The organism is Rhodococcus sp. KB6, from assembly GCF_001445685.1.
GTDB lineage: Bacteria > Actinomycetota > Actinomycetes > Mycobacteriales > Mycobacteriaceae > Rhodococcus_F > Rhodococcus_F qingshengii.
Genome location: NZ_LNAK01000144.1, coordinates 103,734 through 126,153, shown reverse-complemented (window position 1 = coordinate 126,153; position 22,420 = coordinate 103,734). Strand labels below are relative to the sequence as shown.

At 60.1% G+C, this 22,420-nt stretch carries 28 protein-coding genes; 11 read left to right on the top strand and 17 right to left on the bottom strand.

The features are described 5' to 3' along the window. The first annotated feature begins 732 nt into the window (after nucleotides 1–732). Both ASU23_RS25315 and ASU23_RS25310 read left to right on the top strand, forming a co-directional pair. Entirely contained in the window at nucleotides 733–2,199 is a 1,467-nt protein-coding gene (locus tag ASU23_RS25315; protein ID WP_253741472.1) for a hypothetical protein, read from the top strand. Beyond that, nucleotides 2,193–3,644, top strand: a complete 1,452-nt coding sequence (locus ASU23_RS25310; protein WP_058038950.1) for a glycosyltransferase — start codon at nucleotides 2,193–2,195, stop codon at nucleotides 3,642–3,644. The genes ASU23_RS25315 and ASU23_RS25310 overlap by 7 nt, the downstream gene beginning before the upstream one ends. A gap of 2 nt (nucleotides 3,645–3,646) precedes the next feature. On the opposite strand, the gene ASU23_RS25305 is transcribed toward ASU23_RS25310, so the two are convergent. Further along, entirely contained in the window at nucleotides 3,647–4,822 is a 1,176-nt protein-coding gene (locus tag ASU23_RS25305) for an O-antigen ligase (protein WP_156423195.1), read from the bottom strand. Nucleotides 4,823–5,170: 348 nt separating this feature from the next. On the opposite strand from ASU23_RS25305, the gene ASU23_RS25300 reads away from it, so the two are divergent. Further along, entirely contained in the window at nucleotides 5,171–5,494 is a 324-nt protein-coding gene (locus tag ASU23_RS25300; protein ID WP_223304618.1) for a helix-turn-helix transcriptional regulator, read from the top strand. 99 nt (nucleotides 5,495–5,593) lie between these two features. Here ASU23_RS25300 and ASU23_RS25295 read toward each other — a convergent pair whose 3' ends face one another. The 4 genes from ASU23_RS25295 to ASU23_RS25280 form a co-directional block, all read right to left on the bottom strand. Continuing rightward, on the bottom strand, nucleotides 5,594–6,517 hold the full coding sequence (locus tag ASU23_RS25295) for a UTP--glucose-1-phosphate uridylyltransferase (protein ID WP_058038947.1): 924 nt from the start codon (nucleotides 6,515–6,517) through the stop codon (nucleotides 5,594–5,596). Between the two features lie 572 nt (nucleotides 6,518–7,089). Next, nucleotides 7,090–8,238 (bottom strand): cellulase family glycosylhydrolase, encoded by a 1,149-nt coding sequence (locus tag ASU23_RS25290; RefSeq protein WP_058038946.1) that lies wholly within the window; start codon nucleotides 8,236–8,238, stop codon nucleotides 7,090–7,092. Between the two features lie 46 nt (nucleotides 8,239–8,284). Continuing rightward, nucleotides 8,285–10,018, bottom strand: coding sequence for a glycosyltransferase family 39 protein (locus ASU23_RS25285; protein ID WP_058038945.1), 1,734 nt, complete (start codon nucleotides 10,016–10,018; stop codon nucleotides 8,285–8,287). Next, nucleotides 10,015–11,976: a hypothetical protein gene (locus ASU23_RS25280; protein ID WP_058038944.1), complete on the bottom strand. Its 1,962-nt coding sequence runs from the start codon at nucleotides 11,974–11,976 to the stop codon at nucleotides 10,015–10,017. The genes ASU23_RS25285 and ASU23_RS25280 overlap by 4 nt, the downstream gene beginning before the upstream one ends. Nucleotides 11,977–12,282: 306 nt before the next feature. Here ASU23_RS25280 and ASU23_RS25275 point away from each other — a divergent pair, with 306 nt between their 5' ends. Beyond that, a complete protein-coding gene (locus ASU23_RS25275) occupies nucleotides 12,283–13,005 on the top strand; it encodes a hypothetical protein (protein ID WP_047269043.1) in 723 nt (240 codons plus the stop codon). Nucleotides 13,006–13,038: 33 nt separating this feature from the next. Here ASU23_RS25275 and ASU23_RS25270 read toward each other — a convergent pair whose 3' ends face one another. From ASU23_RS25270 to ASU23_RS25230, 10 genes are all read right to left on the bottom strand, one after another. After that, nucleotides 13,039–13,236, bottom strand: a complete 198-nt coding sequence (locus tag ASU23_RS25270) for a CsbD family protein (RefSeq protein WP_007726588.1) — start codon at nucleotides 13,234–13,236, stop codon at nucleotides 13,039–13,041. A 90-nt stretch (nucleotides 13,237–13,326) separates the two neighbouring features. Further along, nucleotides 13,327–13,590: a GlsB/YeaQ/YmgE family stress response membrane protein gene (locus ASU23_RS25265; protein WP_003943661.1), complete on the bottom strand. Its 264-nt coding sequence runs from the start codon at nucleotides 13,588–13,590 to the stop codon at nucleotides 13,327–13,329. A gap of 222 nt (nucleotides 13,591–13,812) precedes the next feature. Beyond that, nucleotides 13,813–13,935, bottom strand: a complete 123-nt coding sequence (locus ASU23_RS35150) for a hypothetical protein (protein WP_003943707.1) — start codon at nucleotides 13,933–13,935, stop codon at nucleotides 13,813–13,815. A 64-nt stretch (nucleotides 13,936–13,999) separates the two neighbouring features. Continuing rightward, nucleotides 14,000–14,584 carry a hypothetical protein gene (locus ASU23_RS25260; protein ID WP_054825799.1) on the bottom strand — a complete coding sequence of 195 codons (585 nt, stop codon included), beginning with the start codon at nucleotides 14,582–14,584 and terminating at the stop codon, nucleotides 14,000–14,002. Beyond that, nucleotides 14,581–15,150: a DUF6286 domain-containing protein gene (locus ASU23_RS25255; RefSeq protein ID WP_019747451.1), complete on the bottom strand. Its 570-nt coding sequence runs from the start codon at nucleotides 15,148–15,150 to the stop codon at nucleotides 14,581–14,583. The genes ASU23_RS25260 and ASU23_RS25255 overlap by 4 nt, the downstream gene beginning before the upstream one ends. After that, entirely contained in the window at nucleotides 15,147–15,539 is a 393-nt protein-coding gene (locus ASU23_RS25250) for an Asp23/Gls24 family envelope stress response protein (protein WP_019747452.1), read from the bottom strand. Before ASU23_RS25250 ends, ASU23_RS25255 begins: the two co-directional genes overlap by 4 nt. Next, a complete protein-coding gene (locus tag ASU23_RS25245) occupies nucleotides 15,532–15,711 on the bottom strand; it encodes a hypothetical protein (RefSeq protein ID WP_003943629.1) in 180 nt (59 codons plus the stop codon). The genes ASU23_RS25250 and ASU23_RS25245 overlap by 8 nt, the downstream gene beginning before the upstream one ends. 38 nt (nucleotides 15,712–15,749) lie before the next feature. Continuing rightward, nucleotides 15,750–15,938, bottom strand: a complete 189-nt coding sequence (locus ASU23_RS25240) for a hypothetical protein (RefSeq protein WP_007726577.1) — start codon at nucleotides 15,936–15,938, stop codon at nucleotides 15,750–15,752. A gap of 70 nt (nucleotides 15,939–16,008) precedes the next feature. Next, complete coding sequence (locus tag ASU23_RS25235; protein WP_054781084.1) at nucleotides 16,009–16,293, bottom strand: hypothetical protein; 285 nt, start codon at nucleotides 16,291–16,293, stop codon at nucleotides 16,009–16,011. Beyond that, nucleotides 16,290–16,754, bottom strand: coding sequence for an Asp23/Gls24 family envelope stress response protein (locus tag ASU23_RS25230; protein WP_003943699.1), 465 nt, complete (start codon nucleotides 16,752–16,754; stop codon nucleotides 16,290–16,292). The genes ASU23_RS25235 and ASU23_RS25230 overlap by 4 nt, the downstream gene beginning before the upstream one ends. 186 nt (nucleotides 16,755–16,940) lie before the next feature. Between ASU23_RS25230 and ASU23_RS25225 the strand changes: the two genes are divergently transcribed. Continuing rightward, nucleotides 16,941–17,519, top strand: a complete 579-nt coding sequence (locus ASU23_RS25225; RefSeq protein WP_007726571.1) for an RNA polymerase sigma factor — start codon at nucleotides 16,941–16,943, stop codon at nucleotides 17,517–17,519. After that, a complete protein-coding gene (locus ASU23_RS25220) occupies nucleotides 17,516–18,007 on the top strand; it encodes a hypothetical protein (RefSeq protein ID WP_207624484.1) in 492 nt (163 codons plus the stop codon). The genes ASU23_RS25225 and ASU23_RS25220 overlap by 4 nt, the downstream gene beginning before the upstream one ends. 220 nt (nucleotides 18,008–18,227) lie before the next feature. Here ASU23_RS25220 and ASU23_RS25210 read toward each other — a convergent pair whose 3' ends face one another. Further along, nucleotides 18,228–18,476 carry a hypothetical protein gene (locus ASU23_RS25210; RefSeq protein ID WP_007726566.1) on the bottom strand — a complete coding sequence of 83 codons (249 nt, stop codon included), beginning with the start codon at nucleotides 18,474–18,476 and terminating at the stop codon, nucleotides 18,228–18,230. Between the two features lie 166 nt (nucleotides 18,477–18,642). On the opposite strand from ASU23_RS25210, the gene ASU23_RS25205 reads away from it, so the two are divergent. The 4 genes from ASU23_RS25205 to ASU23_RS25190 all read left to right on the top strand — a co-directional run bounded on the left by ASU23_RS25205 (nucleotide 18,643) and on the right by ASU23_RS25190 (nucleotide 21,508). Next, nucleotides 18,643–18,831 (top strand): PI-type proteinase, encoded by a 189-nt coding sequence (locus ASU23_RS25205; protein WP_136472457.1) that lies wholly within the window; start codon nucleotides 18,643–18,645, stop codon nucleotides 18,829–18,831. 259 nt (nucleotides 18,832–19,090) lie between these two features. Beyond that, nucleotides 19,091–19,510, top strand: coding sequence for an STAS domain-containing protein (locus ASU23_RS25200; RefSeq protein WP_007726563.1), 420 nt, complete (start codon nucleotides 19,091–19,093; stop codon nucleotides 19,508–19,510). Then, the gene (locus ASU23_RS25195; protein ID WP_058038941.1) at nucleotides 19,507–20,994 is read left to right on the top strand and encodes a trehalose-6-phosphate synthase; all 1,488 of its coding nucleotides are present in this window, start codon (nucleotides 19,507–19,509) and stop codon (nucleotides 20,992–20,994) included. The genes ASU23_RS25200 and ASU23_RS25195 overlap by 4 nt, the downstream gene beginning before the upstream one ends. A gap of 136 nt (nucleotides 20,995–21,130) precedes the next feature. Then, on the top strand, nucleotides 21,131–21,508 hold the full coding sequence (locus tag ASU23_RS25190; RefSeq protein WP_007726560.1) for a hypothetical protein: 378 nt from the start codon (nucleotides 21,131–21,133) through the stop codon (nucleotides 21,506–21,508). A 24-nt stretch (nucleotides 21,509–21,532) separates the two neighbouring features. Here the strand turns inward: ASU23_RS25190 and ASU23_RS25185 are convergent, their stop codons facing one another. Further along, the gene (locus ASU23_RS25185) at nucleotides 21,533–21,835 is read right to left on the bottom strand and encodes a MerR family transcriptional regulator (protein WP_003943719.1); all 303 of its coding nucleotides are present in this window, start codon (nucleotides 21,833–21,835) and stop codon (nucleotides 21,533–21,535) included. 358 nt (nucleotides 21,836–22,193) lie between these two features. On the opposite strand from ASU23_RS25185, the gene ASU23_RS34365 reads away from it, so the two are divergent. Further along, nucleotides 22,194–22,352 (top strand): hypothetical protein, encoded by a 159-nt coding sequence (locus tag ASU23_RS34365; protein ID WP_003943664.1) that lies wholly within the window; start codon nucleotides 22,194–22,196, stop codon nucleotides 22,350–22,352. The last annotated feature ends 68 nt before the right edge of the window (nucleotides 22,353–22,420 follow it).

Genomic DNA, 22,420 nt, shown 5'->3' with positions numbered 1-22,420 from the left:
TTCGATCCGAAGAGTGCAATTGTTCGAGAATCGGAACGCTCTCACGCTCCGAGTGGATTACATTTCAGCACTGTCCGCGCGCAGGATCAAACGCAAAGTCGCCCCAGTTCAGGCCTGTAGTCGCCCGCACCCCTACCTATTCCAATGTGGCCGCAACGCAAGCGCTTTGCCTCTCACCGTTCGGAGGCGGAGCGCCTGGAACAACAGAACGAAAGATCGATTCAGAGGCAACTATCGCGTTACTTCGACGAAAGTGCGGCAAAGCGAAGGACCTTACTCGTCAGTAGGCGGTTGCCACAGGGCAACGCATTACCGATACGGCCTGAATAGAGGATCATTTCCATTGGTAACCAACGCAATGACTTTCGCCGACATAAGGTGCCTGCGCCGTTGGGGACCTACGTCCCCGGCAGGGATCTTGGTCCCTATTGCCGATTCGATGTGCAATTCGAAGGCGAATAGCCCTACAGCCCTTGCTGATACAGGCTTCAACATCGAAACAAGATCAGGTCACTCGTCCAGTTCGCAACAAGCAAGCTCCGAAAAGAAAATTTTCCTTCGTCTCAATATGTGGGATTTCTGCCCGGCTTCGGCCGTTCCGCAGCGGCCGGTGCTCGGATTCGCACCTTGTGATCGATCACGTAAGGTCGACCAAAGTCGGGTTCGCTGACACAACCTCGCTGCAGCCGACACAGCCGGAGTGGACGACCAGTTCGAATAGGACTACATATCTTGAAGATTCGCGACCTACGCACGCAGTCGGGAATTATCCCCCGCCTCACAGTACGTTGGCTGATGATTGCAGCCGCGACAGTCTTTGCTTTCTGGCCCACCTGGACCAATTTGTGGAGGAGCACCGCGAGCGGTACCGCCATCGGATACGTTTTTGTCCTCCCTTTGCTCTGCCTGATAGCCGCCGTCGGAACAGATTTGCGACGCGGCCCGGACCTTCCGATCCACGACCGTGAGACGGACAAGATTGTCGGTGGTATCGGCTTACTTGTTTCTCTGGGTTTACAGGCACTCCTCATGCCACGTTTTGCCGAGAACTATGAACTGATGCATATCGATGTAATCGCGGCATGGGTATTTGTCTGGAGCGCAGCGGTTCTCATGTTCGGGCTGCGTCCGGTGAACCGCTACTGGGCAATCTGGGTTGTTCCGATCGTCTTGGCGCCGCTCATCTACCGCACGCTGGCGACCGAACTCGGCGGCACACGATTCGACTACAGCATCATCATGGTGCTGGTCGCCTCGGCCGCAACGACGATCGCCGTCAGTAGGACCTGGAGACGGGGATTCGCCGGGTTCGTCGCTTCGTCCGTCCTGGGTGCTGCCTTGGTCTACTACCTCTCGCGGCAGTACCCGACTGCACCCTTGTTCAGCGTCCAGCTGCTACCAGCAATAGGTAGTGCGTTACTGGTAGGCGGGTTCTTCTACCTGTACGAGCGACGTGGAAGGTCATGGAAGCCGTTCGAGCGTCCGCTCCGGAATCCCTCGACGTCAACCAGCAACTGGACGATCCTGGTGGTGTTCGCCGCGGCAATCGTGATGTTTTTTACGCCAGTGCCCACCACTCAGAGCGTTCCGGTCTCAGTAGGTCCGCCGGCGACTGCTGATCCACGCCTCATCGTCCCCGCCGGTTGGCGTGAGATCTCAACCGACGAATACGATTGGCCGAGAAAATACTTCGGTTCCACCTCGGCACTCACTCGCCAGACAATTCGTGCTGACACACCCAACCCTGCCTGGGACACCCAGATGCGACCACGCACCGTCCAAATGGACGTTGTTCAAGTGCGTCGCCCGTCTACTCTGTCTGTCTATCCGAGCAATACAACCTATGATCTCCAGAACGCACGTGTCAGCCCCACCGTACGAGTTGAGTTGACTCGTGGAGTTGTGGCGGAAATGTACACAGTTGTCGACGACTCCCTCCTACTCACCTGGAGCAACCTCAATTTCGTGTGGACACGCGGCGACGGTGCCGCACAACGCGTCACACTCTTGACAGTGGACAATCATGAACCGAATGCCTTGTTCCCCGAACCGAAACCATCGATGGCTTCGAATGGAAGCAACACCTTGGCAGTTTTACTCAGAGGCAGGATATCTACTGTCGACAGCGAATCTCAGTACAAGGATCTAGGTATGCTCCAGTCCCTCGGAAGGCTTGTCGTGGAGGCACAGAAGTGGTAGATCCCGATCTCTCGGTTGAGGACGAAAGCTCGGAAGAATTCAAACGAGTTGCACTTCACGATGCTGTGAACGGACTGCGTGAACGTAAACCGATTTCGTCGGCATCAGTTGCGTTCTATCCGTGGCAGCGCAACATCCTGTTCCTGATTCTCGTGATCACCGTTGTGTGTCTGGTCTTCTTCCTTACTCCCACGCTCATCGTTCTCACATTGGCATGCACGCTCGGGTACGTATGGGCGATGGTGGATCGCCTAGTGCTGTTCACACGAGGTCTGGATGCCTCCTCGATCGTGACGATCAGCGATCAGGAGGCAAGCTCGCTTTCCGATGAAGAACTACCGCACTACACAATCCTTGTGCCGGCGTACAACGAGCCGGAAGTAGTCGGAGACCTGATTTCCGCTATGCGTGCGATCGACTACCCCTCGAACAAATTGCAGGTGCTGTTGCTCCTCGAAGAGGATGACACCGTCACCATCGACGCGGCGACTGCCGCCGGAGTCGATGCCGTGGTGAGTATCTTGAAGGTCCCTGCTGCAGATCCGCGCACCAAACCCAAAGCCTGCAACTACGGATTGCACTTCTCTACGGGCGAGATAATCACCATCTACGACGCCGAGGACTCACCGGATCCGCTCCAGTTACGCCGTGTGGTGGCAACCTTCGCGAAGCTTCCATCGAATACCGCGTGCGTTCAGGCGAAACTCGCATTTCACAACGGGACTCAGAATTTGTTGACCGCGTGGTTCACGGCCGACTACGCCCTCTGGTTCAATTTCATCCTCCCAGGACTGATGCGCAGTCAGTCACCGATTCCTTTGGGAGGCACGTCCAATCACCTTCGACGAAGTGTGCTCGACGAGATCGGCGCCTGGGACCCCTTCAACGTCACGGAGGACGCAGATCTCGGAGTTCGCATCGCGGAGAGCGGCTACCGGACCGCTGTTCTGAACTCGACGACGCTGGAGGAGGCCAACAGCGACACGATCAACTGGATCCGACAACGCTCACGCTGGTACAAGGGTTACCTGCAGACTTGGTTGGTTCACATGCGTCAACCTGTGAAACTGTGGCGCGGACTCGGTACGGTCGGATTTCTACGCTTCACCATCTTGATGGCGGGGACACCCATTGTGGCGACACTGAACATGGCGTTCTGGCTGATCAGTCTGGGTTGGATTCTCGGCCAGCCCGAGGTCATCCACGACGTGTTTCCCAACTACGTCTATTTTCCCGCCCTCGTGTCACTCGTATTCGGTAACGCCGCAGTCCTTTACATGAACCTGGTGGCATGCCGAGAGACGCGAAATCCTATGCTGCTGATAGCTTGCCTGACCGCTCCGCTTTACTGGGTCTTGATGAGCATCGCAGCCATCAAAGGCACATATCAGTTGATACGCAACCCGTCTTACTGGGAGAAGACCTTCCATGGCTTGAACACGTAAGCTCAATTCCCGATCAACGCTTGTTGCGCGGGTTGAGCTTTGAAGCTTGCGGTCCGATCACTGCCGGCCGAAAGACATGCAAACGCGAGTACGACCGGTAGCCAGTAGTACGCCTGCTCGAAAAATGCCGAGGTCAGTGCGAATGTCATCATCGCGACCAGCACGCCGGCCGCGGCGGCGTTCTTGCCGGACTTCATCGATCTGAACGCAACCAATGCCGTCGCGCAGATGATGAGTCCCACAGCCAGGGCAAGCACCACCCCGCCTTGGTACCAAGACCGTAGAAACACATTGTGGACGACTGTGACGTTGTCGAACGAGGCCGCATTGGCAGCGTTCAGACCCACCCCGGACAGCGGATGCGCGCGAATAGCATCCCAAGCGAATCCGTAAGTGTCGTTACGGATCTCGAGTGTGCTGACGGCTTTGGTCTGCCCTGTGACCTGAAGGTATCGATCGGCCGGCGTCTCCAGGTGCTTTCCGAACTCGGTGTAGGTGATTGCGACCCAGAAGAGAACAGAGGCGCCGACAAAACTCTTGACGATGGTGGTGATCTTCACTCGCGAAGAAATCGCCACGACGATCAATCCGATCGCGCATGCCGACAACGAACTCAAACTACCGGTTGCCAGCAGTCCCACCGCGTTCACAATCGAGATCAGCACCAGAACGACCCGATTTCCTACCTTTCGCACTGCAGCCCCCAGGCACAGAATCAGCGCAAGTGAGGACATGATGCCCAGAACGTTCGGGTGACCTGCCAGACCTGGAGCACGACCGTTCACAACACCGAAACCGAAGACGGATGAACCGGCCAATTGGATAGCGGCGGCCAGAGCAGAAACCGATTGGCTTGCTATGAACGCAATGCATACACGCCTGACAAAACCCGGATCACGCCGGACATTGGCGACCATCACAAATATTCCGAGCCCGAGAACTATGAAAAGTTGGATTCCAACATAAAGATTTCCGCCGATATCATTGCCACGCGTCGCTGTTACCGTGGCGACGAGAGCGGCGTAGCCGGCGGTCAACCAGACGCCGACAAACTGCGGCCGAGCAACTCGTCCCAGCGCTACTGACGCCACGATGACCGCAAGCACTGCCATCGCCCACAACTGCGTGACGGCGCCGGGCAACGAGCGGTATATCGGAACTGCGATCGCGATCGCCATCCACACGGCGGTAGTCGGCGACAAAGGAATTCTGCCCGTTCGCCCTGCCGTCGAAGCGGCATCATTCCGAAGACCTTGAGGTCTGACTTGACTCGGCGTTGTCATTGAGTTCCTGCTTCCGACAATCGAATTTTTTGCATTTCACCCTCGATTTCACCCTTCGCCGACGCCGGGCTGAATAATCCCCGCTCAGCGCAGAAGTCATCCTCTGTCGGCAACGTCGCGTAACTGCAAATAAGCGAATCGTCGACGCAAAACTTTGCCACGACATGGCAGATATCCAATTGTCCTCGACTCGTGGCCGAAAGGAAGTGGCATATACGTCTCGGCTCAGGCAATATGACCGCTATGAGTGGTTTCTCCGCATGGGTCGAGAATCAACTGGAACTTCGCTCGTTCGGCGACATCCAGGAAGCTGCGCGTGCGCTGAAGATTCGACCTTCCGAGCTGAGTCGATGGCTGTCGGCTAAACGCCCTCCCACGCAGGACACGATGCGGACGGCATGTCAGGTCTTCGACGCTCCGATCATGGAGGTCCTCGTAGCCGCCGGTTATCTGACCTCTGAGGAAGCGGAGCCGGGGATGACTCCACCGTCGATCGTCGCGACGATTTCGACACAGTCCCTGGTGGACGAACTCACCCGACGCGGTATCGACCGACAAAGTGAATGAATCCGGGCTACCGACATTCACATACGCGCTAGCCGAACATGGTGCAGATTCTCGTGCACCAAAACATATTTCGACCTCAGCTGTCATGGACGGCATTATTCAGTACGTCAACTGCGGATCCGGCTGATCCAATCGTTCCTTGAGCCAGACTCGCAACTCCGGTCCGTACTCGGTGCGACTGAGCGCATGGTCGAGAGATGCTCGCAGAAAGCCTCCCGGGTTACCAAGATCGTGGCGGGTTCCGTGATGGACGACGACGTGAACCGGATGCCCCTCCGCGATCAACAGCGCTATCGCATCCGTCAGTTGTAGTTCGCCACCCTGCCCGGGTGAGATTCGTCTGAGCGCGTCGAACACGGCGCGATCGAGAAGGTATCGTCCGGCCGCGGCGAGAGTGGACGGAGCATCCTCAGGAGCCGGCTTCTCGACCATGCCGACGACGGCAAGTACATCGGGATCGCTGCCCTCCACAGGTGTTTGGACGTCGAATACTCCGTAGGCCCCAACACGATCGGGCGCGACGTCGAACGCGCACAGCACAGAACCACCACGCTCGACACGTACCTTCGCCATCGCGTCGAGAATGCCGCAGGGGTGGACCAGATCGTCGGGAAGCAGCACCGCGAACGAGTCCTCGTCCGCATCCAGCACCGATTCGACCAGACCGACAGCGTGTCCCAATCCCAGCGGAGACTCTTGCACAACCGGCTCCACCGAGATCAGGCCCGGGGCCCGACGCACACGCTCGAGTAGATGGTGCTTCCCGCTGGCGGCGAGCTTGCCCTCGAGCACCAGGTCCTCGACGAAATGCCCGACGACCGATGCCTTGCCCGGCGCAGTGACAATTACCAGACGTTCCGCGCCTGCTTGCGCCGCTTCGCTTGCGACCAGCTCGATCCCGGGTGTATCGACCACGGGGAGCAACTCTTTCGGAACCGTCTTGGTGGCCGGGAGGAAACGAGTCCCCATCCCGGCAGCCGGCACCACAGCAGTCTTGAAAGGCCGTTCAGCGCACCCAGTCATCGTTCACCTCTCCGCTCACACGATGCTCCACACACTTACCGTTACGCGCATGCAGCGGTCGTCCCCTCATTTCGACGACCGAAAGCTCACATCGCATGTACAGCCTGCGCACAAGGTCTACCGGGCGGCCGATGCCGCCGCAAGTTGACTCGAACTCGGAATTCGTTGCGCGCGAGAGCTACACACCACCCCTCGATGTCACTTCCACGAGGGGCACGCCGCACTCCGCGCACTACCCGTTACCGCGGCGAACGGTTGTGATCGTATTTCGACGTTGACCACGGCGGGACGTAGCAACTGGCCAAAGAGACAGGTACGACACAACTTCCGAACTCAGCACCTCAACCGGACCGTCCCCAGCCGACCCGGACGAAGGTCCTGGAAGCGTCGCATCGATGGTCCCGTGCGACTTCACCCGCCTTCAAGTTCGGTTATCCACAGGTGAATGCCACTGAATACCATTGAATACGAACGAAATACGGTCATCACGCCACAACACCAGATTCAGGTTGTTATCAAATCGTGACCATACTCCCACTGGATGGAACTCCCAGTGGACTACTAGCAGTGTCCTAACTTGCCAGTGAAGCAATCACGTCGAAGAGTGGATCGTCAGGCCCGATATCCATTGTGCATTCGTTCGGCCGTGGATCCGGCACGAATGCCCACAGGAGAGCTCCGGCCGTACCGGCCACCTTCTGCCCCGTCAGCTTCGTCTCGATATTCGTGGCTCTGGTCGCCAGTGATTCACAACTGCCTGCCAATTCGCCTGTCTCGGCGACCAACAACGGCTTCCCGACGTTCGCGGCCTGTTCGATGCGACGCGCCAGTCCGTTCCACTGGTCGCCCGGAAGCGGAACCCCGTCTGCTCCGTAGTCGTGATACTGCAGAACGTCGACGAAGTCGGACTCGCTCACGTACTGGTAGTCGTCACCCGCAGTGCCGCACTGACCGCCCCCGACGTATCCGGCCGTGATCAGGGTGTTCGGATCGATCGCCCGAAGTTCGGCGCCTGCCGTGTCGAAGAACTCCCGCAACACCTGCGCGGAATCAGACGGGCACGTTCTTGTCCACCAATTGCAGGCGGCATCGGTACACAGGCTCGGTTCCGGCTCCCCCACCAATTCCCACGCCGCGACGGAAGGCTCGTTCTTCCAACGGTCGACGGCGGTGTGCATCCAGTCCTGGAAGCTCATGGTGGCTCGACCTGGGATCAGGTTCGCGACCTTCCACTCGTCGGTGTACCAGTCCCTGGATTTGAACAGCCCGTCATCACACCCGCTGTCCTGGGGTGAGAGCACCGGAATCGTGAACTGATTGTGTCGCGCCGCAGCGTCGAACACCGCGTCCATCGGGCCGAAATCCATATCCCCGGACACCTTGTTCACCGCGAGCGCCTGGAACGCGTTGAAACGCGTGACGGAGTTCGGTGGCAGAGAACCGAAGTAGGCATCGAGATCGACCATGGCGCCACAGCCGAAGTTCACCGACCAATCAGTGGCCAGTTGATAAGCATTCAGCCCGGTAGGCCACCATGGCTGTCCGTCGAGCGTCAGTCCGCTCGACGACGCTCCCACCCGAACCGTCTTGGGCGAATCGGCAACCACCGGCGTCGTGAACATTCCTGTCACCACCGCGACGGTTGCAAAGCTGACTACAGCGGCAGCGATACGGCGACGCACTGTGCCAGGCACACGCGGACGCACTTCTTCAGAAGACATCTACAACCATCCACGTCATACGGACAATCCTCCCACACGAATTGCCTCATCGACCCGTTTGCCGTTCACCGGTGACGCGATACAAACGCCAGGCCGAAGGGTCCATGCCGCCGTCGTTGGGAACCTCGAGTACCAGCGCTCCCACACCGCCGGCCCCGGTGTCGTACATCGTCGGATAGCGCCGATTGACCGCGTCCGACACACCGCGACCGGTGTTCGGCACCGACAGGATGTATTCGACGTGATGTTCGGCGGGGTTGTTCAGTACGCGCACGAAGTCCGCATCGGAAGGCACGACGAATTGCCGAGGGTTGTTCGACGACGCCACGACGGCATAGCTCTGCACGGTGTCGAGCAGAACCGACCCCTCCGGCAGAGCCAAGTCGTCCAGGTATCTGGCGATGCGACGCTCGGCCGCAAACGTGCGCAGATTCGTCTGCTCCTCCAGGTTCTGCCGGCCCGGAATGATCGCACTGGCAATGGAATGCTCGAGCACTGCGATCCGCGCATTACCCATCGCGACAAACGTGACCAGCGTCGACCCGACCAGCAAGCACAGAGAGATCACAAGGGGCAGAGAGGGTCCCGACTGCTCGGGGTACGTCGATACCGAGCGTGACGCAGCAGCCCCCGGTCGACGCGTGACGACCGGCGCTCCGCGAGGTGCGATCAGGACGACCAACACGAAACACAGCGGAATGATCGAAATGTAGAAGCGCAGAAGGGGAAACGTCGATCCCATCACGTAGAGCAAGGTTTGGGCACCGAGGATGGCGCCGAACAACACAAGAGGCACGACCACTTCGGTGTCGCGCCGCCGAAGTGCGTAGATGATTGCAAGGACCGCGAGCACCGGGAGCGCCGGGCCGAGTACGGCCATTTCGGTAATCGAGAACGCAAGACGGGCGATCGGTGAGTCGGTTCCGGCACCAGCCTGCTCCAGGATGGAACTGTTCCCGTAGACCGACGAGAACTGTTGGAACGCTTGACCTGTGATGAGCCAACTGGCAAACGACCACAAGGCGAAGGCAAGGAATCCCGGCATCAGCACTACGGCACCGTCGAGGGCTGCTGCCCAGAGCCGCAAGCCAGGCCCCGCGCCCTCGCCGCGCTCCTCAGCAGTCGGACGGAAACGAAGCCAACTCACCACGGTCACCAGCACCACCGCGACGAACAGCGGGGCCAATGCGTCGTATCTGGTGAGGTACGCCAGAGCGAAAGCGAGGCCGGCACCGATGAGGTCGTGTACGTCGTCGCTTCGCATCCACCGAATCAATCGACGTGTCGCCCACAGAACGAAGAAGAGGAACGGAGCTTCGCTCATTCCGCTCGCCGCGTACATGACGATCATCGGGTTGACAGCGAACAGCACGGTCAGGACGACGGTGACCCATCGCGCACACCCACGGTCGCGGCTGATCCCACGTACCTGAATCACAGCACCAGCCATGAAGGCCGCGGACATCACGACCGCAGTGATGTTCCACCGCAGCAGATCCGGCCACCAATGACCCATCAGGCCCATCGGAATCTGGACTGCCGCCGTCAACGGGGTGAACACGAACCCGATCGCCGCGAAGTGCGGATCACGGCTGAGCAGCATCGCCGACACCGCGGCGACGCGGCTGAGCGAATCGGTGAAGATGAACCCGATACCCGCGTTCATCCACACGCCCAACGCGGTGTAGATCGCGAAGAGCGCGACGAACATCCGCCATGGCTTGCGGCCCGGTAGATCGTGGACCGCGACGGACAGGCCCGGGCGATCGGTGACGGTCACTGTCCGCGACGCCGAGCCACGAGCACACCACCGACGGCAACAGCGATCAGAACCACGGTCCCGAATCCGATCCAGCCGATCGTGACCGCGCTCAGTCCGGTCTCCTCTTCGGCCGAGGTCGCGGTGCCCAACGGGGCGACGTTGACTCCGACATCGAAGGGCTCACTTCCCCGAGGCGCGACCAGGAGATCGCCGGTCAGTTCTGCGAACCGGTCCTTCCCACCTTCCAACCAGTTGAGCAGACCGTCGGCATCGGCCGCATCACCCTCAGAGGTCAGCGCCACCACTTCGTTGTGCGAACCCGAAACCACCTGCAAGGCACCGTATTGTCCACCGAATTCCAGACCCTGCAAGCGCAGGAGCCCTTGATCTGCTGTGTCCATGGGTAGAGCCACCGGAGTGGGAAGCTTCCCGTCCGCCGCGATCAACAACGCCGGCAGCGAACTGGTCGCCGCGTCGCCGAACGGGAGCACACGCGGTTGCAGCGGCAGATAGCTCAACCGCTGCATCGCCACAACGAGGCGCTGCGCGCGAACGAGATCTGCGAAATCACCGTGACTCAAACCGACATCGAGTGTGGGCAGCATCGACTGCGGTAATGCCTGGAATCCTCCAGGCGTCGGCGGGAATCCGGTAGTGGACGTGATGGTGCTTGCCGGATCGACAGTGAGCGAAGACGGGCTACTGGTGCCGCATTGGAAGTCGCCGGTCACATCCATCGAGACTTCGAAGGTCAGGTCGCGACGCAGGAGTTCGTTCGGAACATCGACGCCGATGTCGAAGCGCCCTGTCTCGTTCACCGTCTGCGAAGCAAGCCGTGAGTCCCCCAGCGAAATCGACAGTTCTCCGTTGCGTGAATTCGGCAGCGGTACATAGGAACCGATCATTCGGATCGACACGTCCTTCATCGGACGCCCCAGTTGCGACTGGCTGAACGGGACGTCGACCTCGATGTGATTGAGACCGGAAGCCGTCAACGTTCCGAGCTTCAGCTCACCGACGGTGATGGCGTCCTGGGAAATCTGGGCAACTGTGTTGTCCGGTGACGCGAGCGCCCTGCTCGCCGCCCAGTAGCCGTCGAAGTTCGCCGCCAACAGACTGACCTGAGGAACGAGGGTCTTGTCGTCCCCTGAAATTCGCAGCACTGGTGCACCATTCGGAGCAGCCGCGAGATCGATGCCGGCGTCCCCACTGTTGCCGAGTACTACAGCTCTCTCGAACAGTCCCGGCTCAGCGGACGGCAGACTCTGGCCGTTCGGCAGTCGTTCCACCACCACGGCGTCAGGCTGACTTCCGTACTTGTTGACAATCGCTGCACTCAGCTGCAGAGCCGCACTCTGCTGTGACCGTGACGAACCATCCGTGACGTAGATGGTTGCCTTCCTCAAAATCGGCGGAAAGAAGGTTGCAACAGTCGTGGGCTGCTGCTCGGCACCGTCGTAGGCGACAAAGGCATCCCGGAGCGCAAGGGGCTGGTATCTCGTTCGGTCGTAGCAGCGGTCGTCGACGGGAACGAGGTGAGCGATCATCGACACGGTCACGCTCCGGTCGACCACTTCGAGACCTTGCAACGGAACCGAAATCGGTAGGCCGGTTCCGGCCTGCCCGGCGTCGAAGTCGACGCGGCTCACCAATCTGCCGTCCGCAGTCACTTCGAGCCAACCCCTACTGAAGTCGGTCGGGGCGGTCAGGATTCCGGTCACGGCTGTTGCGGTGAGTCCGTCCGGCACCGGCACGGTCACCAAGACGGGTGCGTCATCGGAGGAGAACACGATGTCTGTTCCTCGTCCGAGTTCGGTGAAGGAGATCGGAGTTGTGGCTGCGGCGGCCACCGAAGTATCTGCGTCGTCCTCGAAATCCTGGGCGGAGGCGACACTGCCGAGCGGAAGCAACAAAGTGACCGCGACAGCCACCGGCATTGCCAGCGCGCGCGTCAGCCAGGTTCGAGAGTGGCCCATCAGCGTGTCTCCTCGACATTTCTTGTTTCCGCGCAATCACCAAACACAAATCACGAGTAGCAATCTCGCCAGTTCGCGACGGTCGCAGGTCCGATCGCACCGTTACGGACAAACAAACCATAACGACCAATTTGTGCGTTTGGCTAATTATCCCGGCGGGCGAGACTTTTGTTACGGCATGTCACATGATTAGCAATCACCACCACTGGGAAGCCGAAAGACGCCACTGAAAAGCCCGTCAACACGCCTGAACGTCCGTCCAGTCCGGGCGCTTCACGGGCGGAGAATTCTCAGATAAAGGAAGCTGTGACGATCAATTCGATCATCCCCGCCGGCAAGAGTGCGATCGGAAAGCTGGTCGGTGCGCCGTTCCACTTCGCATCATCGCTGCGCATGGCCAGGGTTTTTCACCCTCACGGGATCGAACTGAAGGGAACATTGAAGCCGGCCACCCCATGGTGGCCGGTATCGGAGTCGTCGACGATTACCGTCACCGCTCGAATGTCGAAAGCCCTCGGAACACCCGGAGACCTACCCGACGTACTCGGCCTGGCGCTTCGGTTGCACGATGTCGGCGCAGATGAAAACGCGTGGGACATTCTTCTCGCAACATCAGGACTTTCTACCTTCTCGAAAATGTTTCCAGCTCCGGCTTTCTCGTGGAACGGCGCGAGATACAGCACACTGGTTCCTTACTCACGCGCGGGCGGTGCCGCGGCGTGGCTGATCGTGACACCGCGCGGTGTCCATCCGGCCGGCACTTCTTTGTCTGCATTGAAAGCTGCGGTCGATCATTCCCCGCTGCACTTCTCCGTGTACCTCGCGAGGATTCAACTTCAGTTGATACCGATCGGACATCTCTGCCTCGACGAAGTCGAGGACCACCCGGATTGCCTCCAGCCGTCCTTCGATCCGATTCTGAACACACCGGCCCACATGCGCATGCTTCCGGAGTGGCTCGCAGAAACGCGCAAGTTCGCGTATCGCGGTAGCCGCAACGGCCGGGGAGGCACACAAAAGCGCGGTTGACCGGACATGCCGATCAACCGCGCTGAAGCTCACTCAGCTTGTGAACTTGTCCTTGATATCCGAGACCTTGTCACTGACAGTGTCGCCGGCCTTCTTGACCTTCGCCTCGCCCTGATCGGCAACACCCTCGGCAGCCAGATCATCGTTGCCCGTGGCGTTTCCGAACTTTTCCTTCGCCTCGCCGATGAGATCCTCAGCGCGGTGCTTTGCCTTGTCGATGAAGTCAGACATGTATTTCTCCTTCTTGGATTCGGTCGTGCGTTCGGCCGTGGAATTCGGTCGTGGATTCAGTCGAACTCGAACTGCGTGGACAAATGCGTGTCAGCGTTTTCCGGTGACTGCCTTGACCAGGAACAGCAAGATGACAGCGCCGAGGAGGCAAGTGAGGAAGCTGAAGATCCAGCCCGCGCCCTCGACATCGACGCCGAAGACTCGAAGCAGGAAACCACCGATCAGACCGCCGATGACACCGACAACGATGTTGAGGAAGATCCCCTGCTGCGCATCGGTTTTCATGATCTTACTGCCGATCCAACCCGCCAGTCCACCGATGATGATCCAGGCGATGATACCGAGAGGAAGCATTTGAACTCCTTAGAGTAAAGAGGGGCGGCGCAATGAGAGACTGCCGGCGAAGGGAGAGTTCCGAGCGATCGGCCCGCGCAACTAGACCGTGATCGCGGGTAGTGTTTGCACACAACCGGACTCTCCACCGCACGACGCGGGGGATCGTGCACTCAGTAGCAGCCACATTGTCTGCTTACCTTTCTATCAGGTGTTCACGACAGAACCAAAATGACTGGCGATTCACCACATACGAGAAACGACACTCACCGACGCACACATGATCAGCGTCACGACGATCGCGATCGCCATCGAGGTCACGGTCGCCAGGAGCACCGTGACGCACAGTGCCACAGCAACATCCATGACTCTGTGCACGATCGGGAGGTCTACCAATACCCGGCCGTCGGGAGGCTCAAACCTCGATTGATCAGAGAGTTCTCGGCTCATCGCGTTTCGCGCTTTCCACGGCGATGTGAGTTCTGGTCGCGACGGATGGATCACCGACCACCGCAGCGACTTGATCCCCCGTGTCGGTGACGCGAGAAATCAGCTCGGACAACGTTTCCGATCCGGATACGACGCTACGTCTCAATGTCACTCGCAAATCGATCGTGCGAACTCCACGATCGAGCAACGCTTTTCCTCGGACACGCGACACTTCGTCGAAGTCCTCCAGTGATGCGCTCGCCCCTTCCGCCACCGCACCCAGATCCGCGGTGATGGAATTGTGTGAGTTCGACCCATGGACGGTGATCTCCTTCACCCGACGCAGCGGCACATGCGCGATCAACCACCGCAACGCGAGGATGACTAGCAGTACTCCCCCAGCTCCGACAGCCCATGGCCACCACGAGTGATCGACAAGATCTTCAGCCCACGGGATCTCGATACGCGCCGGGAAATCCTTGATCACGTCGCGATTCCACAGGATCGCTGCAACTCCCAGCGCTATCGCGAGCATCCCCACGACGCATGTCGCCATACGATCCATCGCCGTCGCCGTCCGAGTCATGACAGCGATCCCGTCTGGATACGAACCTTGATTCGCGGCGATGGTGACAGCGACCCGGCCAAGTCCCCCAGCACCGCACGGATTTCCGATTCAGCGGTGGCGGCTCCATCGGGCGTGACCGAGGCCTTCACTTCCAGCTTGCGCCGGGTCGCGTGTGACGAAGCGGATCGAACCTGGGCCAGTGACTCGACGCGAACAGACGCTATCGCCGCTACATCGGCGGGATCGATCCACGTATTCGCGACTCCGACCAAGGCATTGGCAGTCTTTCGTCGCGGTTTGAGTCCGAGGATGACGAACCACAGGCCGAGAACGACGGCTGCGATCCCCGCCGGCAACATCCAACCCTGGTACGCGAGCCCGTCCACATATGCGGCAGCACTTGGTATCCACTGCGACCCGGTGATCACGCCGGTATCCACCAGCGCGTCGCGGACGCCGACCACGCCGAGCGCAAGTAGCGCCGCGGCGATGAGGAATCCCGTGACGGCCGATCCGGGCGCCGCAAGGGGAACCGGAGCGGCAGCCCTCGAGGCAGTGGGTGGTGCGACCTTGTCGGCGGTCATCGCACTTTCCTTCCCGCGTCACGCTTGGTCGATGCCGGGAGAACGCTCACGATCGCCACGTCCACGCCGTCTACGTCCAGGCCCGATACAGACTGCAACTGGGTTGTCACGTTCTCTCGCACCGCGGTACCGATGACCGACAAGGATCCGGGCCACTCGATCGCGATGTCCACCTTGGCCCGTACCCGCTTGCCGGATACCAGCACTCGCGCCCTCGGCAATTCGCGCCCGGTCAGTTTGTCCATGCCGGCGGCGTGATGGCGCACCCCCGGGGTTCCGCGCGTCGCCTCGAGAACCAACTTCTGCGCGACTCTGTCTCGAATCGTCAGCGTTCCGCGATCGCCCGGCTCACCAAGCACAGACGACTCCGGTCGAGCTGTCTCAGCCACGTCCGCGACCCTTCAGCATCACACCGAGATCGAACTCGCCGTCACGCTGACCACCGACGAGGTATCCGATCACACCGAGAACCAGAGCGATGAGGAATCCGGTGAAACCGCCTGCAGCAGCTGCGACTCCGAGAAGTAGTCCTGCCAGTAGGCCGACAGTCGAGGTGGTCATGTGAATCCTCCGTTGTGGATGATGTTCGATGGTGCCTGTCAGATCTCGGTGTAGGTCTTGGCACCCGGAAACCGAGCGCGCAAACGCGTGTACTGGGTCCGAGCGGGTTTCGCTATCTGCCGCATCGTGCCGCGCAGTGTCCTGCGCACACCCACACCGATCGGGGACGCGAAGTCCCGGTCGACGCGTTCGAGCGCTCGATTGAGTGCGTCGGCAGATCCGCCCACGTCGGGGTGGTAGCTCCTGATCGCCTCTCGGCGTGCGGATCGGCGATCAGGAACTGGACCACGAGAGTGCTCAGGCATCGCGTCCACGACCGACTACGTCTTCCACTGTCACGTTCACGGGGCCTGTAACGAGTCCTGAAACCGCTTGGCGGATACGTAAAGCCGTATCTCGAACGGCGGCGTCGGCGAAGATGCACACATGGATGTCTGTCGACGACTCCGTCACCCGCACGCCGACGACGCGGCGACCGGGGAGGTACGTGCCAACCTCGCCGAACATTCCGGCATGAAGCGAGGCGACCCCAGGTATCCCCGTCACAGCCGCCGCGATGGTGTCGGCGATTTCGGAACTCACTGCACCCGTGCAGTCTTGGGCTCGCCGGTTTCGTCGTCACTGCCCTCGTCGAGGTGAACGTCGTGAACCGTGATGTTCACCTCGGTCACTTCGAGACCCGTCATCCGTTCGAGCGCCGCAATGACGTTGCGGCGAATGCCGGTGGCCAGATCGGCGAGCGATACGCCGTACTCGGCCACGATGTCGATGTCGACCGCTGCCTGCTTTTCGCCGACCTCGACCGATACTCCCTGGGAGTGGTTGACACTCGCGCCGGGGATCCGCTCGCGCAGTGCCCCGACAACCCGCGACGCTCCGCCGCCGACGTCGTACACGCCGCTCACCTCTCGCGTAGCGATGCCGGCAATCTTCGAGACAACGGTGTCGGCGATCGACGTCTTTCCTTGCGAACTCACGAGAGCCGAGTCGTTCGATGATGCAACATCCTTCGTAGATGCTGTCGCAACCTGCGTGCTGACCATTGTCATCTCCTCCTGTTGATCGATCTACCTGTGTAGTCGTCACTCGAAGGCAAAACCGAATGCCCCAGTCAGGTGACGTGCATCACTGACACTTGTTAGTTACTGTCCGTAACATTCAACGCCCCGGCCGGGCGAACAATCTTCGAACGCAGCCGAGTTTTCCGCATTTCCGCGAGAGGAGCGACTGTGGCGTTACCGCATACACAGGGGCTCACCGAAGCACCTGACGGTTTGGACACCGCGACAGTGAACGCTGCGATACTCGGCGACCGAGAAGCATTCGAGTCACTGGTGCACTACTACGGACCTGCACTTCACCGCTATGCGCGTCGCATGCTCGCAGACGAAGGTGACATTCTCGAGGTAGTCCAGGACACCTTCGTGGCCGCCTGGCGTCGACTCGATTCGTTTCGTGGCGAATCGTCGATGCGAACATGGCTTTTCGCGATCTGTTCCCGAAAGATCGTGGACAGCTATCGAATCAAGAGAGCTCAACCGATCGACGACAGATTGCTCGATCCTCTCGTGCCGTCTCCCGAGGCCGGCCCGTTCGACACGACCTCGAACTCCGCGTTCCTCGAGGCACTGGAAGAAGCGTTGGGTGAACTGCCTTATCGCCAGCGTGCGGCATGGACGCTGCGAGAGGTGGAGATGCTCACGTTCGTTCAAATCGGCAAGATTCTAAGACTCACCCCGGATGCGGTGCGCGGGCATCACCATCGTGCACGGGCTAACCTGAGTGAACGAATGACGAGGTGGCGATGACTGAATCACGAACCGACGCATTGATGGCGCACGCATCCGACGTCCTGCGGAACGCTCCCGAGCCGGGCTGGGATCGAATCAGCGACAAGGTGATCCGGGCGCTACGGTCGACCTCGGCGTCCGGTTGGCCGCTCGACGCACACGCGTCGGAAGGTCCACGTCTAGGCACTGTGTCGGTGAGCGATCACGTACTCCGCACCCACTTGGCCGCCGAGATACGTTCTCGGCACCACTGCTCGCCGAGCAGCATCGAGTTCTTCGTCGACGGCCACGAAATACGTTCACTACGTATCGAACTGGCAGCGCCATACGGAGTGGATCTGGCCGAACTGTCGGACCGGGTTCGGTTCACCGTCGTGGACGTCGTTCACCTGATCCTCGGCGACACGGACCCACCGGTCTCTGCAGAGAGCATCCACGTCGCCGTAGTCGACATCGTCGATGATCTACCTGCCGAAGCGAACACCAAAAGCCACTCCGAACACTAGGTGTTTGTTCGGCAAGTGTTTGGGAACCCGGCACTCATGACCACTCCCCCACCACCGGATCCGGGCCCCGCCCCCGACCCGGGGCCGCCGACACCACCGGCGCCGACACCACCCGATCCGATGAATCCGCCGCCCGTGCCACCGACTCCGACGCCACCGAACCCGTACCCTCCGGATCCGATCCCGCAGATCTGACGTCGGCTGCCCCGAACTTCGGAGTTCAACCGCCGAGTTCGGCGATCATCTCGCTCAACGATTCTGCGGCGATACGTAGTTCACCTTCGTCGGGATTGTCGGGTGAGGACGGTAGACGTTCGGCCAACTGCTCGCGAGTGACAAGCGAGATACCCTCGAGACCGAACCCTTCTTCATCGGGGACGTAGATCTCGATCTCGCCCCCGACCGCTACCAGTTCCGAATGGGGGCCACTGCCCAGCAGTGCACGCAGGTGTTCGGTCGTCACGGTCATATGGTTCACGTGAAATCTCCTGCTTCGGTGACAGCTGACTTTGCCGGTATGGACTCGACGTGACGTACTGGCTCGACGTGACGCACTACCCCTACTGAGTACCCCTCGCGGGTGAGCAGGAAACGACAAGTACATGAACAACGACTTCCCGAAGGAAACGCACACCATGAGTGAACAGAATTCCACCGACCGCACGGATCAGACGGACGAGCCGCAGACCACCGGCACCGACCACGGTCCGGGAACCGGCTCCGACACCGCACCCAAGGACGTTCAGACCGATCCGTCGGGCGAACGTACGTGGGCCGACGAGGGCGGAGCCTCGAGCACCGGCCCGGCGACTGACACCGACTGATCCCGGAAGGTCTGAACCATCGGGACCAAGGTCCCGTGGGCCGACGCTCACGGGACCTTGAAATCCGTACGGATCTAACGCTTTTCACCTGGGTTTTCGCGATGCGGTAAGGTAGGCACTCAGCACGGTTGAGTACCCAGCCGTTGAAGACGAGCACGGTTCGTGCGTTGCTTCCCGTGCCGTTTCCCGGTTTCGAACGAAACCGTTTCGAACCAGACCGTTCGAACGAACCGTTTCGAGCAATCCGTCAGGAGTTTCGATGAACGAGTTTTCGAGAACTACAGATGAGCGTACGGACAGTCCCCCCACCTTCACGACGACCTGTGCCGAAAACATTCAGTCGCTCGTGGTCAGCGGCGAGATCGACGTCCGGTCCCGAGCTGATTTCGCTGCCTGCGTCGACGACCTGATCGGTGAGCGACACCCGTTCGTACTCGACTGCTCGGACGTCCAGTTCATCTCCGTCGGAGGTCTTTCCATCATCGAGACTCTGTCGGCCAAGGCACGGAGGCTCGGCGTGCCGTGGACGCTCGTCGCAGCGCACCCTGTCAGGCGTCCGCTGTCTCTTCTGAAGATGGACACCGACATCGTGTACACCGACTCGACAGCCGATGCAGTCGCGTACCTGTCCTCGACCTCCGTCCTGGACGAGACCCTGGCGGAGCCGATGTCGGCGTGAGTACCGATCTCGAAAAGCTCTCCGAATTCGTCGTCGTCGCAAACCGACTGCCGGTCGATCTCGAAACCGACGAAGACGGAAGCAAGAACTGGAAGCGAAGTCCGGGTGGGCTCGTCACTGCGCTCGAACCCATCCTCCGACAGCGGGATGGCGCCTGGGTCGGCTGGCCGGGGGTCGCGGACGAGAAGGTCGATCCGATAGTGGTTGACGGCCTTCGTCTGTTTCCCGTCGAGCTGACCTCTCAGGACCTCGCCGAGTACTACGAGGGGTTCTCCAACGACACGTTGTGGCCGCTCTACCACGACGTTCTGGTGGCTCCGACGTTCGAGCGGTCGTGGTGGCACACCTACGTCGCAGTCAACCAGCGGTTCGCCGAGGAAACCGCGCGTTGCGCCGCGGACGGAGCGACTGTCTGGGTGCAGGACTATCAGTTGCAACTTGTGCCGGCGATGCTGCGCGAGCTGCGGCCAGATCTGACGATCGGGTTCTTTCTTCATATCCCGTTCCCTCCGGTCGAGCTCTTCATGCAGCTTCCGTGGCGCAAGGAGATCGTCAGGGGAATGCTGGGCGCCGATCTGATCGGCTTCCACTTACCTGGTGGCGCAAACAATTTCCTGTTCTTGGCCCGCAAACTTCTCGGCCTCAAGACGACGACCGCGGGCGTCGGTGTTCGAAGTGCGCTCGGGCATGTGGATTTCGATTCTCGCGTCGTCAAGGTGGGCGCCTTTCCCATCTCCGTCGATTCTGCCGAACTCGAGCGCCAGTCGAAAAGCGATTCGGTCCTGCGTCGCGCGCGCGAATTGAAGGAAGAGCTGGGAAATCCCGAGAAAATCTTGCTGGGAGTCGACCGGCTGGACTACACCAAGGGTATCGACCTGCGGCTTCAAGCCTTGAAGGAACTCCTCGACGAGGATCGTCTGGATCCGGAGAAGTACACGATGGTGCAGCTCGCGACGCCCAGTCGTGAACGCGTGCAGCACTATATCGACCTGCGTAGCGTCATCGAAGAGCAGGTGGGCCGCATCAACGGTGACCACAGTCAGATCGGCCGCCCCGTCGTTCACTACCTGTATCAGCCGATCGACCGTGAAGAACTGATCGCACTGTTCGTCGCTGCCGACGTCATGCTCGTGACGCCGATGCGCGACGGGATGAATCTGGTGGCCAAGGAGTACGTGGCCTGTCGTGGCGACCTCGGAGGTGCTCTCGTTCTCAGCGAGTTCACCGGTGCCGCAATGGAATTACGACAGTCATACCTGGTCAACCCGCACGATTTGGACGGCGTGAAGAATACGATCCTGACCGCGGTTCATCAGGATCCGAAGGAAGGCCGTCGCCGTATGGCTGCGCTACATCGACAGGTCATGACACACGATGTGCATCAGTGGGCCGAGTCGTTCCTGACTGCGCTTGCCCCACCCGGACCGCTTCCGGACGATCAGTTCGTCACGGAGCGTGAGTCGAACTTTGCGCGCAACAACTGACCCTCACGGGCTTGCGTCAGTGCGCTCGGAGACTCGAGCTAGGATTGGTTTCAGTTCATCGTCAAGCAGCGGCTGCGAACTGATCTCCTCGACATAGCCGTGCAATGCTGCATCGGCCCAGAAAGACAGGCCGACCATGCCCCTCACGATGAAGTACTCCGAAACCTACAACGACGCTCTCATTGCGCTCGCTGCCGCTACTCATCGGCCGGCCAACGTGGTGAACCTGTTCGGCGAGTACGCCATTCGTGTTGACCTCGAATACAACCGGTTCCTTCTGGCGACCAATACCGCGGCTGGACTCTCCGATCGACCCGACAACGGAGAATCATGGCTGGTGCGGTTCTTCCAATCCGAGAACACCGACACTCCGGATCGCCTCCTCGCGGAGGCGTCGCATCAATGGTTGGTCGATGCGTTGGACGCCGCGCTCGAACAGATCGCAGCGGCAGGGAACAAAATCTCCGCCGACGCGGACTTCGGCGACCCTACCCGCACCGAAACTCCATCCTGAACGGCATCGTCTCGAGCAGCACCACTAGTCCCCCTCGGCGGTCAACTGGCTGATTCGAGCCGCTAAGACTGCATTCTCGGCCTCGAGGGACAGAATCAGACGAATACCGACGAGATTGACTCCGTCGTCGATCAGCGCGGTGATTCGTCCGAGCGTATCCAGGTCGGCCTCGCTGTACCGGCGCGTACCGCCATCGGTGCGGGTTGGTGTGAGCAAGCCCCTTCGCTCGTAAAGGCGCAGCGTCTGAGGTCCTACCCCGGACAGTTCAGACATCACTGAGATCCCGTACACGCCGCGCAGCGCCCGGGTCTGGGATTCCGACGTCACTGGAACCTCCTAGTTCGGTGTGGGCTGTCTCAATCGGCGTCACCCGACCTTAGCACCATCACGCAGTGAATCTGACGCCCAGGACATAGATTCAAGCGTGTCCAGGACCACTGACAACAAGAATCGTCGAGCAGAAAAGGCGTGAAATGGCAGATCAAAGCCGATTTCGACAAGATTGCACAATGCGCTTTCCTTCGCCCGCGAATCGAAGTAGCCTTGCCAATTATCTACATCGGCTGATATAGATTTTGTAGCACCTGAAAGCGCCATAACTGGAGCTCGAAGGCGCAGAACACCCAGACGTCGGAGTCGGTGGTTCAGCCGACTCCCTCACGGCACACTCTTCACCGGGAGCAAGATGACGACGATCGACATCCCGCCCACACAGGGCGAGAGCACCACCGGCATCGGAATCACTGTCGCAAGTGCGACTTTGACAACCGAAGAGGTCAAGCGCCGAATCGCGATGATGTACGGCGACCCGGTGACAGAGGAGCCAGTAGCACTCGCGCACTGAACCTGACCGACACGCGATCCGATTGACGATGGCGCGAGACCGCCCCACTGGAGGGCGATCCCCATCAA